Here is a 12,697-nt window from a genome sequence, read left to right as displayed (position 1 = left end):
TGTGTCGCATGCAAGATGTTGCTGCTTAAACCTCATTATATGATAAAGGTCGACAGCCTGTTGCTGCCGACCTTTATCGGTATGGGACAATGAGAATTTAGATTCTTTTGTTTGCGGTACGGCGCACAAAGAAATATATGGCCGAGGCCGCTGTGATAATCAATGAGATGACAATCGAGTTGGTGTAGGAGAGTGCTATGCCCGAACGGTCGAACAATATATAGGTGAGTACGACAGTCATCATGAAAAGTGCCGGTATGAGTGTAATCCAATAGGGTTTCCCTTTTTGTGAAAGATAAATGGTGATAGCCCACAATGTGAAGACCGCAAGAGCTTGGTTGCTCCATGCAAAGTACCGCCAAATCTTTTCAAATCCGGCCGGGTCGGAGAGATTGTAAATGAGAATGACGATGGCTACCAAGAAGAGCGGTACAGAAATATACAGCCGTTTGAGAATGCTGCGTTGCTCGACATGCAAAAAGTCGGCGACAATGAGTCGTGCCGAACGGAATGCCGTGTCTCCCGACGTGATGGGGGCGGCAACCACTCCAAGTATAGCCAGCGCTCCACCCACAATGCCCAACCAACCTTTGGATATGAGGTCGACGATGATGGCCGAGTTCCCGTTTATTTTGTCAGGCTCGGTTACGTTGAAGAATGCCTGGCCTTCGGGGCTGAAAAAGTAAGTGGCAGCAGCGGCCCAAATCAGTGCGACGATACCCTCGGTGATCATGGCTCCGTAAAATATGCCGCGTCCTTGGCGTTCGTTGGTCATGCAGCGTGCCATAAGTGGCGACTGTGTGGCGTGGAATCCCGATATGGCACCGCAGGCGATGCTGATAAACATCATGGGGAATATCGGGTTATTGACCGGATCGGCCGATTTATTGGAGAGACCATCGGTAATCTCAGGTATGTCGGGGAAGGTGACAAGCAACATAATCAGAATGCCGATGGCCATGAATATGAGCGCTACGGCAAAGATGGGGTAGATGCGTCCTATGATTTTGTCGATGGGGAACATCGTTGCCAAAATGTAATAGGCAAAAATGACATAAATCCAAAATGTCGAGTCGAGATGCTCGGGGGTAAGCATGGCCAGCAAATCGGCCGGTCCGGCAACGAATACGACTCCTACCAGAATCATGAGAATAACGGTGAAGCATCGCATGACTTGCTTGGCGGTGATACCCAAATACCGACCAATGGTTTCGGGGAGGCTTTCACCGTTGTGGCGGAGGGAAATCATGCCTGCCAGGAAGTCATGTACGGCTCCGGCAAAAATGGTACCGAAAACAATCCACAGGAAGGAGGAGACCCCGAATTTAGCTCCCATGATGGCACCGAAAATCGGGCCCAGTCCGGCGATATTTAGGAACTGAATCATAAATATTTTCCAACTGGGTAGTGGAACGAAATCCACCCCATCGGGATTGGCAACGGCCGGGGTTTTTCTTGACGGGTCGATGCCGAAAATGCGCTCAACAAATTTTCCATAAACAAAGTAACCAATGAGCAAGGTTGCCAATGCAATACAAAAAGAGATCATAATGAAATGTATTAATTATGTGATTGATACTTTTGGGCAAGTGCTTCGGCGCATCGCTCTCCGTCAATAGCTGCCGAGACGATGCCTCCGGCATATCCGGCACCCTCACCACAAGGATAAAGACCTTCGAGACCAATATGGTTCAATGACTCATTGTCTCTGGGTATGCGCACGGGCGAAGAGGTGCGGGTTTCGACGCCTATCATAAGAGCTTCGCGTGTAAGGAATCCGTGGGATATTTGTCCGAAGTGGAGAAATCCTTGACGAAGTCGACGCGTGATAAATTCGGGCATCCAAAAGTGCAATGGCGATGACAGGACGCCGGGAGCGTATGAGGAAGAAGGTAAGTCGGCCGATATTTTCCCGTGTACGAAGTCGGTCATGCGTTGAGCCGGGGCCGTCTGTCGGCAGTTCCCGTTGACAAAGCATTGCCTTTCGATTTCTTCTTGGAACTTGATGCCGGCCAAGACATCACCGGTTTCATAACCGGGAAGGTCTTCGGGACGTATCTCGACCACCATGCCCGAGTTGGCCCAGCGCGAACCTCGGTTTGAGGGAGACATACCATTGACGACCAATTGATTTTGTCCACTGGCAGCGGGTACGACAAAACCTCCGGGACACATGCAGAACGAATAGACCCCGCGACCGTCGACCTGTGTGACAAAGCTGTACTCGGCTGCCGGAAGATAACGTCCACGACCGGCGGGGTTGTGGTATTGTATGCGGTCGATAAGTTCTTGGGGGTGTTCGAGGCGCACTCCAACGGCGAAACCTTTTGCTTCAAGTGCTATATCGTGGGTGTGCAAGTAGTAGTATATGTCCCGCGCTGAATGTCCTGTTGCTAAAATTACCGGCCCGTAAAAAATGTTCCCGTCGTGAGATTTGACGCCAATAACTTTTTGATTGTCAAATATAAGTTCGTCTACGCGTGTCCCAAATCTTACTTCACCTCCTGAACGCAGAATCGTGTGGCGAATGTTTTCTATGACCAACGGCAACTTGTCGGTACCGATGTGCGGGTGAGCATCGGAAAGTATGGCGGGCGAGGCTCCGTGCTGGCAGAGAATGGACAGAATGCGCTCGACCGAGCCTCGCTTTTTGCTGCGAGTGTATAATTTCCCGTCGGAGAAAGCTCCGGCACCGCCTTCGCCAAAACAATAGTTCGACTCGTTGTCGACAATGTGTTCGCGACTGATGCGGGCGATGTCTTTGCGTCGTTGGTGGACGTCCTGTCCCCGTTCGAGGACGATGGGGCGCATACCCAGTTCGATGAGTCGGAGTGCGGCAAAGAGTCCGGCCGGTCCGGCACCTACGACGACCGCCGGTTGTCTGTCAGATACGTCTCCGTAGGAGATGGGTGTGAAGAGGTCGTCTTGCGGCTGTTCGTTGATGTAGATGCGGACGGTCAGATTGATGAATACCTGCCGTTTCCGGGCGTCGATAGAGCGTTTCAATATCCTGACGGCTTGAATCTCATTCTTGTTGAGCGCATATTCCCGACCCAGAAAATCCTTGATTCCGTTTTCCGTTGCGGCTTGTTGGGGTAGTATCCTGATGGAGATTTCTTTGACCATATTATCCAAATAATTGACGGAATGCCTCTTCGACTTTCCGCACCGGAATGATTTCGATTTGAAGACGTTTTGTGTCGAAACCTTTGAGGTTGTGCACGGGAACGAGAATACGGCCGAAGCCGAGTTTCTCGGCTTCGAGAATGCGTTGCTCGACCCGGGTCACCGGGCGTATTTCACCCGAAAGGCCAACTTCTCCCGTCATGGCCACGTTGCGTTCTATGGCCAAGTCCATGTTCGAAGACAAAATCGCACTGATGACGCCCAAATCCATGGCCGGGTCGTTGACTTTCAGTCCGCCGGCAATGTTGAGGAATACATCTTTTTGCGCCAGTTTGAAACCGACTCTTTTTTCGAGCACGGCCAGCAACATGTTCATGCGGCGCAGGTCGAATCCGGTCGCCGACCGTTGGGGGGTGCCGTAGGCGGCCGTGCTTACCAGCGATTGCACTTCGATAAGAAAAGGCCGTATGCCTTCGATGGCTGCCGATATGGCGACTCCGCTTAGCCCTTCCCGGTCTTGGGTGAGCAGCAACTCCGAGGGGTTGCTTACTTCGCGCAGTCCGTTTTGCATCATTTCGTAGATACCCAGTTCGGCGGTGCTGCCAAAACGGTTTTTAATCGAGCGCAAGATGCGATACATATAGTGCCGGTCGCCTTCGAATTGCAAAACCGCGTCGACGATATGTTCCAATACTTTGGGGCCGGCAATGCTGCCCTCCTTGTTGATGTGACCTATGAGCAGCACCGGGGTGTGCGATTCTTTGGCAAATTTCAATATGGCTGCGGCACATTCTCTGACTTGGGTAATGCTTCCCGGGGAAGATTCGATGTTTTGCGTCGAGATGGTCTGTATGGAGTCGATAATGACAATCTCGGGCTTTACCTGGCGTATGTGGGTGAATATCTCTTCGAGAGCCGTCTCGCACACGATGTAGCAATCGGGATTGTTCCCTTGCAGGCGGTCGGCCCGCATTTTCAGTTGGCGAGCACTCTCTTCGCCCGAGACATAAAGGACCTTTTTCCCCGAAAGGCGCAAAACCGTTTGCAGGACAAGCGTCGATTTCCCGATACCGGGTTCCCCGCCTATCAGTACCATGGAGCCGGGAACGAGGCCGCCCCCCAAAACGCGGTTGAGCTCATCGTCGTGCAGGTCGATGCGTTCCTCTTGTGCCACAGAAATGTCGTCGAGCTTTTGAGGTTTGGAACGTCCCGATTCGGAGTGGAAGGAAATATTTTGTGCCGTTGTCGGTTTGGAACTGATTACTTCCTCGACATAACTGTTCCATTCTCCGCATGACGGGCATTTACCGAGCCATTTGGGCGATTCGGCACCACATTGGGTACATACATATATCGTTTTGAGTTTGGCCATATTTTTGCCTTTCTGGAAAGAATGAGCAAAGATAGTGTTTTCTCTATGAACTTTTTTCAAAGAGCGGGTAGAATCTTCATTATCTTTGATATAAAAAACGCAGTGCGATATGCCGCACTGCGTTATATCCCGAGGGGATTATTTTTTCTCTTTTGTGGAGGTTGAAAGTACTTTGTCGTTATCTTTTTTGTCTGCTTTTCGTGGTATCTTTTGCTTTTTTATCTCCATTATCATGTCGGGAGTTCATCCCGTCGGGAATATCCTTTCCCCAAGCAAATGCCGGTATGGCATTCATGGCTGCTTGTTGTTGGGGAGTAAGCAATTTTTTGATGGCTTCGGTCTGTGCTGCATGTTGTGCTTTTTGTTCTTTGCGCATTTTGTCAAATTGCATGTTTCTGACGCTGTCGATCTGATTTCCATGCAGGAGTATGGCATATACTTTCCGGGTCTGTTCATGGGAGAGTTGCAGGAGGGTTTTGAGATCATCGGTCTGAGATTGGGTCATTTCGGCCACCGACATGTTTTTCCCCTTGTGGCTTTTTATGTCATCGGATTTGGAAACGCTGTGCATTGCTTTGGTCGCGTTGTGCCGTTGCGGGGTTTGTTGTGCGAAGGTCGGGATTGAGAGGATACTCAACAAAAACATGAATATTACATACTTTTTCATGACAGGTGAATTTATGAATGAAACTTTATCCATAAAGACGTCTGAAAGAGAAAAAAGTTTGTGTCTGTCGTCCTATTTGTTACTTTTTAACAGGCTTCGAACCAATCGGAGGTGATACCTTGTCTACCGGGTGATTCAATGCCCTATATTGAGGTATGTCTGAAAGAAAATGACATTGGTTTTGGACATAATCGACCTTGCAGCAATAATGCATAATGCCGTTTGATACAATGAGATAGCGAACCTGTAATACGGAGTTGTAACGCACGATTTGGTCGAACACGGCTTGCGTGATCTCGACATGTGGAGCTTTGTATTCGACAATGACAAACGGAAGACCGTATGTGTCGTATATTACGGTATCGCAACGACGTTTGCGGCCGTTCTGAATCAAGGAGATTTCATTCCCTATACGGCCGGCAGGGTACCCTTTTTCCCGAATCAAGTACTGTACGAAATGCTGGCGAACCCATTCTTCGGGAGTAAGGGCGACGAATCGCTTGCGCAAATCGTCGTATATGAAGGTTTTTCCCTCTTCCGATTTGAGCCGGAACGGGTATTCGGGAAGATTCAGTGCAATCATTCGGGTGTAATCATTTGCGCGTCCGGGGAAGATTCGCTAATTTTACCTCCAAAATTATGAAATGTGGCATATTCTGCCAAATAATTCGTTTCGTAAATATGGCCCAAAAAGAAACATCGACGCATGTACCTATAATCTCCGATATTCGGCGGAAGGCGTTCAAACCCGTGTATCTGCTTATGGGTGAGGAGCCTTACTACATCGACTTGATTACCGATGAGATTGTGAAAAATGCGTTGAATGATGATGAACGCGATTTCAATCAGACGATTGTGTATGGAGCCGACACCGACATGTCGGCCATTCTCACGGCTTCGCGTCGCTATCCGATGATGGCCGAGCGCCAGTTGGTTGTCGTCAAGGAGATGCAGATGATGCGAAGCATCGACGATTTGCTCCTTTACTTGCAAAATCCGCAACCCACGACGGTATTGGTACTCAATTACAAGAATGGCTTTTTAAAGAATAAGAAAATTATCGCGGAAATCAATCGACAAGGCGTCGTGTACGAATCGAAGCGTATCTACGAAAGCCAGCTGTCGGCTTTTGTCAGCGGTTATGTGCGCGACAAATACATCGCCATTGATGACCGTGCCAATAACATGTTGTGTGAGGCAATAGGGACAAACTTGTCGCGTATGGCCGGAGAAATAGACAAACTGTGTGTGCTTTTGTCGCTTTCGGGTGAGAAGCGCATCACAGCCGACATGGTAGAGTTGCATGTGGGTATCAGCAAGGAGTTCAACAATACCGAATTGATTAAAGCCATTTCTCAACGAGACCTCCTGAAAGCCAATCGGATTGTGAAATATTACGGTCAAAATTCAAAATCGGAACAACCGTTTATTGCCTTCGGGTCTCTCTTTACGTTTTTTTCCAATTTACTTCTGTTGCATTATTCGACATGTCCCAAAAACAACAACGGCATTGCTGCCGAATTGGGCGTGAACTGGTATGCGGCCGAAGATTATGTCAATGGACTGAGGTTGTATAAAGCCGGTAAATGTGTAGAGGTTATTTCGGACATACGACGTTATGATGCTCGTTCAAAAGGAGTGGAGTGCGCTTCCGATACCTCGATTTGTGATTTGCTGAGAGAGCTTATCTTTAAAATCATGCATTAATTCCCTTTGTGGTGATTTTGCCCTGTAAAATTGCTCAAAGACTTTATCTATCTTCTTTTATAGGAGAGAGATTTTTTTTCATCGTGGGACAAGGCAGAATGATTTATGCGGTATATCCATGTCAATCAGTATGTTATATTGCTATTTCCGCTGTCATAACTAAAAATCCTTGACATATTTGCTTTTGAATGTACCTTTCTCCGTAAAAACGACCGGGAAATATTATTAAATCAAAATCCATAGTTTTTATGATTCGCATATGTTCCTATATACAAACAAATCTCATATTCATAAACGCTTAATTGTTCAATATAATGGACATTTCGCGATGTCTATATGAATTTTCTGCGTTTGTCCATAAATATTTTATCGTTGTGTACAGAATCATATCTTTTGTTGCAGGGTGTTTTATAAGGAGCAGATGAGAAGTTGTATTTCATTGTAAATTTGCTGAAAACGAGTCTGTTTAAAATATTTGATAAAGTACAGTTTTAATAAAATGGGAGAGGAGGCTGTTCGATTGCTCCGATTTTCAAAAATTGCCGGTATTCATGATTATATATTGTTTTATAATGTTCTAATGATGAACATTATGGATATTTTATGTAAAGTGATAAATCAACTATATTGCGCGTTGTTTATAGAGTTGAATTTATGATTATGCCCATTGTGTTTGTAAAAGTGAATTTTGAAATATAAATTGAATTGTATATCTTTGTGAACTTATAAAATCTTTATGGATTTATTTTTATAAACATCAAAAAATGGACGAAATCGAGTTGCGAGATAAGGATTTGAAGGAGCGCATTAAATGGTTGATACGTTACTATCAACTCAACGATGCCATGTTTGCACAGAAGATACAGACCAATCGGTCTACATTGTCTCAATGCCTCAACGGGCCGAACGGGGTCAGCAAGGAGTTAATCATGAAAATACATGATGCCTACCCGACCATTTCGCTCGAATGGCTCATGATAGGAAGCGGTGAGGCATTCAAGTCGGCACAGCCTACATCGTCATTAGACAAGATTTACCAGCCCGAGAATGAGACAAAACGGGCAGATGCTCAGGTCGAGACGGAATATGCCAGGGATTTTGCCTCTGATACCCCCAAAAACCGCTCTTTATTTTCTGAAAACAAGGATTATATGCCTAAAAATATCAATGTGCAACCGTCAGAGGATTCTGGGGTAGAAAACCGTCGTGTCGTAAAAATCATGGTATTCTATTCCGATAACACGTTTGAGACCTATTCTCTCGACAGTGCGAAATAGGTTTTTGGCGCAATTCGTGTTTCCTTGGGGCAGAATCCGTTTTGCCGCTGACCCTTCCCCAAATGGCTGTGACGTGCGATTGATTTTGTTTGGTGTCCCTCTCAGAGGTAGCGCTGCATGAGGTAGTCGGTGGTTGTAAGGACTCTATCCCTGTCAATAATTTCGAAACCGAAGCGTTTGTATAAGGAGACGGCCCGATTTGTGCGGCTGACCGACAGAGAAACTTTTTTTACCCCATTGTTTTTTAATAAATCGAGCATGCTGTTCAGAAGTTGGCTGCCGATACCATTGTTACGATAGGCCGGGTATAGCGACAAGGATATTTCGGGCGTATCGTCGTCGACATATCCACACCCATGCATGTATCTCACCCATATAGCCCCGACAACGAGTGTGTCGCTTTCGGCAACCAGGCATGCGTCGCCTTCGCGCGCCCCGAATGATTCGATATAACACCACAGTGACGGGTGCTGTATGATGGTTCGTGGTAATAAGGGTTGGCCGGCGGGTTGGTCGATGGCTTCATAGAGGAAATCACTCAACAGAGTGATTTCCTCGGGTTTGATGGGTCTGATATTTACAGGAAAACGATGATGATTCATTGAGAGAAATCGTCTGATTATTTAAATCCCGGTGCCGGGAAATGCATTCCGGCCATCGTGAGTTGGTTTTTCTGGGCGTAATCGAGGTAGTAACGACGTGTTTTTATGGCCTCTTCCTTGTCCATGTCGTATGTCGCACACACTTCGGGGTGCGGTATCTGCAAGGCTGCGCCATGAATGATGTCTCCGACAATGAGCAGGTCACCGATGCGATAAACGGTATGTCCCGGTGTGTGGCCAATGGCGGAGAGAGCGATGACCTCTCCGGGCAGTGTATCGCCAAATGCAAACAGATGCAGGCGGTCGTTGTAGGCATTCATGGCCTTTGTGGCCGGGCCGTTGCCCGCTTCCATATCGAGCCATGCTTCATACTCGACTTTCGAGGCATACAGTTGGGCGTTGGGGAAAACAATCGTGTCGCCGCGCATCAATCCACCGATGTGGTCTCCGTGGAAATGGGTCAGATAGATGTATTCAACCTCTTCGGGCGATATTCCGAGGCTTTTCAGGCGGGGCAGCAGTTGGCTTTGAGGGCCTCCCATGCCGGTATCGAAAAGAATCGAAATGGAGTCGTTCGTAACCCAGAAAGCGCTCATCGACGAGGGGATTCCGTCGTTCAGGTCCAGTGCCGAGATAAGGCTGTCTCCGGCATCGGGGAAAAGGGTGACGGGCATGAAATGCGGAGTGGCATTATCTTGTATGGCCGTTGCTTCGATGTGGCCGAGGGTGATGTGTTCCTGTTGGGAAACATTTCCGACCGATTGATTGGACGACGTGTCGGTGCAGGCAACAGAAAATGCCGCAGAGAGCAAAAGAGCTGCATAAAATCGTATGTTTTTCATGGGATAAAGTTTTGAATTTGTCAAGTTTACCAAAAATGGAATGGTTCTCCAAATTTTTATTACAAAACGGAACTCGTTTTACAATATTTGGGCTTTTGTCTTAACCCGGGTATTCTCCTCAAAAAAGGTCGAACCATAGTTTTATATTGCGTTAATTTCTCTTATCTTTGTCCTCAGAACTGAGATATTGCATCATGAAAAAATATGTATTGGATTTGCGGGTGACCGAGAATCAGGCGTTGCATGCGCATTATGTGCTATTGAAAGCAACGACTCCCGATGGTGCGCCGTTGCCCGAAATGTTGCCCGGCCAATTTGCCGAATTGCGTGTCGATGGCTCCGCCACGACATTTTTGCGTCGCCCCATATCGATCAACTATGTCGATACCGGGAAGAACGAGGTATGGTTTCTCATACAACTTGTTGGCGACGGAACGCGCATGTTGGCCACGCTGGAACCGGGGGATACGTTGAACGCCGTACTGCCGCTGGGTAATGGATTTTCAGCTCCGAAATCAGGCGAGAAAGTGCTGCTTGTTGGCGGCGGTGTGGGAACAGCACCGATGCTCTATTTGGGCGATTGGTTGAAAGCCAAGGACGTGCAACCTCATTTCTTGCTGGGAGCCCGTTCGGCACAAGATATTTTGCAGAAAGAGCATTTTGAAACCCTGGGTCCGGTCGATATTACCACAGAAGACGGTTCTTGCGGGGAAATGGGGTATGTCACACAACATTCGCTGTTGCAACGTGAACACTTCGACCGCATCTATACCTGTGGCCCCAAACCCATGATGGTGGCCGTTGCCCGATATGCTCGGGAACAAGGTATCGTGTGCGAGGTCTCGCTCGAAAATACAATGGCTTGCGGGGTCGGTGCCTGCCTCTGTTGTGTCGAGAATACGGTCGAGGGGCATGTATGTGTTTGTAAAGAAGGTCCGGTATTTAATATAGAGAAATTGTTATGGCAGATTTGAGCGTAAACATCGGACGGCTGTCGATGAAAAATCCCGTTATGACAGCGTCGGGCACATTCGGTTATGGATTGGAATTTGCCGATTTTATCGATTTGTCGCGTTTAGGTGGGATTATTGTCAAGGGAACCACATTGAAGCCCCGGGAAGGAAATCCCTATCCGCGCATGGCCGAGACACCCTCGGGTATGATCAATGCCGTGGGTTTGCAAAATAAGGGCGTAGATTATTTCATCGAGCACATCTATCCGCAAATAAAAGACATCGATACCCAGATTTTGGTCAATGTTTCGGGTTCGACCATCGGTGATTATGCCGAGACGGCTCGTCGGTTGGCCTCGTTGTCGAAGATTGAGGCCATAGAGTTGAATATCTCATGTCCGAACGTAAAAGAGGGCGGCATGGCATTTGGAACTTCTTGCCAAAGCGCCGCATCGGTTGTCAAAGCCGTGCGTGCCGCCTATCCGGGTACGCTTATCGTGAAATTGTCGCCTAATGTCACCGATATTACTGAAATCGCTCGCGCTGTCGAGGCCGAAGGTGCCGATGCCGTGTCACTCATCAATACGGTGTTGGGCATGGCCATCGATGCCGAAAGGCAACGCCCGGTTGTTTCGACCGTTACGGGCGGATTGTCGGGACCTTGTGTTAAGCCCATCGCATTGCGCATGGTGTGGCAGGTATTCCACACTGTGCAGATTCCCATTGTGGGACTGGGGGGTATCATGAACGCTACCGACGCCGTAGAATTCCTTTTGGCCGGGGCTCGGGCAATAGAAATTGGTACCGCCAATTTCATCGACCCGCAAGTGACCCTTAAAGTCATCGATGGCATTGATAACTATCTCGACCGGCACGGCTGTCGTTCGGTCGACGAAATCATCGGGGCGCTGAAAGTGTAGAAATTCAATCAAATAAGCAAAATGGGGAGAAAACAAAATCGTTTTCTCCCCATTTTTTTGATGATGTAAATATTTGTTGTTTAGTTGCTTATTCGTTTATTATTGTCCCGATATTTTTCAGCTCTTCATCTGTGAAGATGGTATTTTCCTGCGCGCGAAGGTTGTCTTTCAACTGCTCGACCGAACTGGCTCCAATCAAAACCGATGTGACACGATTGTCGCGCAACAGCCAAGCCAGTGCCATCTCGGCCAATGTCTGTCCCCGTTGGGAGGCTATGTCGTTGAGCCGATTTATTTGAGACATACGTTCGGGTGTGATGGCTTCCCGTTTCAGATGTCCCGTGGGACGGGCTGCACGGGAGTCGTCGGGGATTCCGTGCAGATAACGGTTGGTCAGCAGACCTTGGGCCAGCGGCGAGAATGCAATAAGACCCACGCCTTCTTCTTGCAGGAGCGACAGGAGCTCGGGTTCCACCCAGCGGTCGAACATGGAATATCGAGCCTGATGTATGAGGCACGGCGTGTGATTTTCACGAAGAATGGCGATGGCCCGTCGTGTTTGCTCGGGTTTGTAGTTGGAAATACCTACATAGAGGGCTTTGCCTTGCCTTACGATGTCGGAGAGAGCCTCCATGGTTTCTTCGATGGGGGTCTCGGGGTCGGGACGGTGTGAATAGAATATGTCGACATATTCGAGTCCCATGCGTTTGAGGCTTTGGTCGAGACTGGCCATGAGATATTTGCGGCTGCCCCAGTTTCCGTACGGTCCCGGCCACATGTCATATCCGGCCTTGGTCGATATAATCAGTTCGTCGCGGTAGGCTCCCAGCGATTGTTTCAAGATGCGGCCAAAATTGGTCTCGGCCGACCCGTACACCGGCCCGTAGTTGTTGGCCAGGTCGAAGTGGGTGATACCGTTGTCAAAGGCTGTCAGGGCGATGCGGCTGTATGTCGCATAGTCGTCGACACTGCCGAAGTTGTGCCACAAGCCGAGCGACAGAGCCGGTAGCAACAGACCGCTGCGTCCGCAACGGCGGTAATTCATGGTTTCGTACCGATGGGTATCGGCGATATAGGATTCTTCTGCCATAATAGGTATTTTTTTCTATTTGCAAATATAACAAAGTGTTTGCCGACAGTCTTCTTTTTTTGAATCCTTTTTGGGTGAAGGGAAATGATTTTTTGGCTTTATACTTATGTCAGACAATTAAAAAAGCTGTTCCCCGGGAGG

12 protein-coding genes are annotated in these 12,697 nt (G+C 48.2%); 4 read left to right on the top strand and 8 right to left on the bottom strand.

The window, feature by feature from the left end; all coding sequences use genetic code 11:
• Positions 1-97: 97 nt before the first annotated feature.
• From IAD09_09495 to IAD09_09475, 5 genes are all read right to left on the bottom strand, one after another.
• Entirely contained in the window at positions 98-1,549 is a 1,452-nt protein-coding gene (locus tag IAD09_09495; protein ID HIT82456.1) for a carbon starvation protein A, read from the bottom strand.
• Between the two features lie 11 nt (positions 1,550-1,560).
• On the bottom strand, positions 1,561-3,126 hold the full coding sequence (locus IAD09_09490; GenBank protein ID HIT82455.1) for an FAD-binding protein: 1,566 nt from the start codon (positions 3,124-3,126) through the stop codon (positions 1,561-1,563).
• A 1-nt stretch (position 3,127) separates the two neighbouring features.
• Positions 3,128-4,498, bottom strand: a complete 1,371-nt coding sequence (radA, locus tag IAD09_09485) for a DNA repair protein RadA (protein HIT82454.1) — start codon at positions 4,496-4,498, stop codon at positions 3,128-3,130.
• A gap of 178 nt (positions 4,499-4,676) precedes the next feature.
• Positions 4,677-5,165 (bottom strand): hypothetical protein, encoded by a 489-nt coding sequence (locus IAD09_09480; GenBank protein ID HIT82453.1) that lies wholly within the window; start codon positions 5,163-5,165, stop codon positions 4,677-4,679.
• 79 nt (positions 5,166-5,244) lie between these two features.
• On the bottom strand, positions 5,245-5,748 hold the full coding sequence (locus IAD09_09475) for a type I restriction enzyme HsdR N-terminal domain-containing protein (protein HIT82452.1): 504 nt from the start codon (positions 5,746-5,748) through the stop codon (positions 5,245-5,247).
• A 98-nt stretch (positions 5,749-5,846) separates the two neighbouring features.
• On the opposite strand from IAD09_09475, the gene holA reads away from it, so the two are divergent.
• Together holA and IAD09_09465 are read left to right on the top strand one after the other, a co-directional pair.
• Positions 5,847-6,872: a DNA polymerase III subunit delta gene (gene holA / locus IAD09_09470; protein ID HIT82451.1), complete on the top strand. Its 1,026-nt coding sequence runs from the start codon at positions 5,847-5,849 to the stop codon at positions 6,870-6,872.
• A 764-nt stretch (positions 6,873-7,636) separates the two neighbouring features.
• Positions 7,637-8,149, top strand: a complete 513-nt coding sequence (locus tag IAD09_09465) for a helix-turn-helix transcriptional regulator (GenBank protein HIT82450.1) — start codon at positions 7,637-7,639, stop codon at positions 8,147-8,149.
• 101 nt (positions 8,150-8,250) lie between these two features.
• On the opposite strand, the gene IAD09_09460 is transcribed toward IAD09_09465, so the two are convergent.
• Both IAD09_09460 and IAD09_09455 read right to left on the bottom strand, forming a co-directional pair.
• Positions 8,251-8,751, bottom strand: coding sequence for a GNAT family N-acetyltransferase (locus IAD09_09460; GenBank protein HIT82449.1), 501 nt, complete (start codon positions 8,749-8,751; stop codon positions 8,251-8,253).
• 17 nt (positions 8,752-8,768) lie between these two features.
• Positions 8,769-9,593 (bottom strand): MBL fold metallo-hydrolase, encoded by an 825-nt coding sequence (locus IAD09_09455; GenBank protein ID HIT82448.1) that lies wholly within the window; start codon positions 9,591-9,593, stop codon positions 8,769-8,771.
• A 194-nt stretch (positions 9,594-9,787) separates the two neighbouring features.
• Here IAD09_09455 and IAD09_09450 point away from each other — a divergent pair, with 194 nt between their 5' ends.
• Entirely contained in the window at positions 9,788-10,567 is a 780-nt protein-coding gene (locus IAD09_09450; GenBank protein ID HIT82447.1) for a dihydroorotate dehydrogenase electron transfer subunit, read from the top strand.
• Positions 10,555-11,466, top strand: a complete 912-nt coding sequence (locus IAD09_09445; protein HIT82446.1) for a dihydroorotate dehydrogenase — start codon at positions 10,555-10,557, stop codon at positions 11,464-11,466. The genes IAD09_09450 and IAD09_09445 overlap by 13 nt, the downstream gene beginning before the upstream one ends.
• An 88-nt stretch (positions 11,467-11,554) precedes the next feature.
• On the opposite strand, the gene mgrA is transcribed toward IAD09_09445, so the two are convergent.
• Complete coding sequence (gene mgrA / locus IAD09_09440; GenBank protein HIT82445.1) at positions 11,555-12,556, bottom strand: L-glyceraldehyde 3-phosphate reductase; 1,002 nt, start codon at positions 12,554-12,556, stop codon at positions 11,555-11,557.
• Positions 12,557-12,697: the final 141 nt, after the last annotated feature.

Source organism: Candidatus Caccoplasma merdavium, assembly GCA_018715595.1.
GTDB lineage: Bacteria > Bacteroidota > Bacteroidia > Bacteroidales > UBA11471 > Caccoplasma > Caccoplasma merdavium.
Note: the sequence above shows the minus strand (reverse complement) of the source record. Positions and strands in the feature narration are given on the sequence as shown.

Coding starts and splice junctions, on each gene's coding strand:
- IAD09_09475 (HIT82452.1), bottom strand. CDS start 5,748: ATGATTGCACTGAATCTTCCCGAATACCCGTTCCGGCTCAAATCGGAA.
- IAD09_09495 (HIT82456.1), bottom strand. CDS start 1,549: ATGATCTCTTTTTGTATTGCATTGGCAACCTTGCTCATTGGTTACTTT.
- IAD09_09465 (HIT82450.1), top strand. CDS start 7,637: ATGGACGAAATCGAGTTGCGAGATAAGGATTTGAAGGAGCGCATTAAA.
- IAD09_09455 (HIT82448.1), bottom strand. CDS start 9,593: ATGAAAAACATACGATTTTATGCAGCTCTTTTGCTCTCTGCGGCATTT.
- holA (HIT82451.1), top strand. CDS start 5,847: ATGGCCCAAAAAGAAACATCGACGCATGTACCTATAATCTCCGATATT.
- IAD09_09460 (HIT82449.1), bottom strand. CDS start 8,751: ATGAATCATCATCGTTTTCCTGTAAATATCAGACCCATCAAACCCGAG.
- IAD09_09445 (HIT82446.1), top strand. CDS start 10,555: ATGGCAGATTTGAGCGTAAACATCGGACGGCTGTCGATGAAAAATCCC.
- radA (HIT82454.1), bottom strand. CDS start 4,498: ATGGCCAAACTCAAAACGATATATGTATGTACCCAATGTGGTGCCGAA.
- IAD09_09490 (HIT82455.1), bottom strand. CDS start 3,126: ATGGTCAAAGAAATCTCCATCAGGATACTACCCCAACAAGCCGCAACG.
- IAD09_09450 (HIT82447.1), top strand. CDS start 9,788: ATGAAAAAATATGTATTGGATTTGCGGGTGACCGAGAATCAGGCGTTG.
- mgrA (HIT82445.1), bottom strand. CDS start 12,556: ATGGCAGAAGAATCCTATATCGCCGATACCCATCGGTACGAAACCATG.
- IAD09_09480 (HIT82453.1), bottom strand. CDS start 5,165: ATGAAAAAGTATGTAATATTCATGTTTTTGTTGAGTATCCTCTCAATC.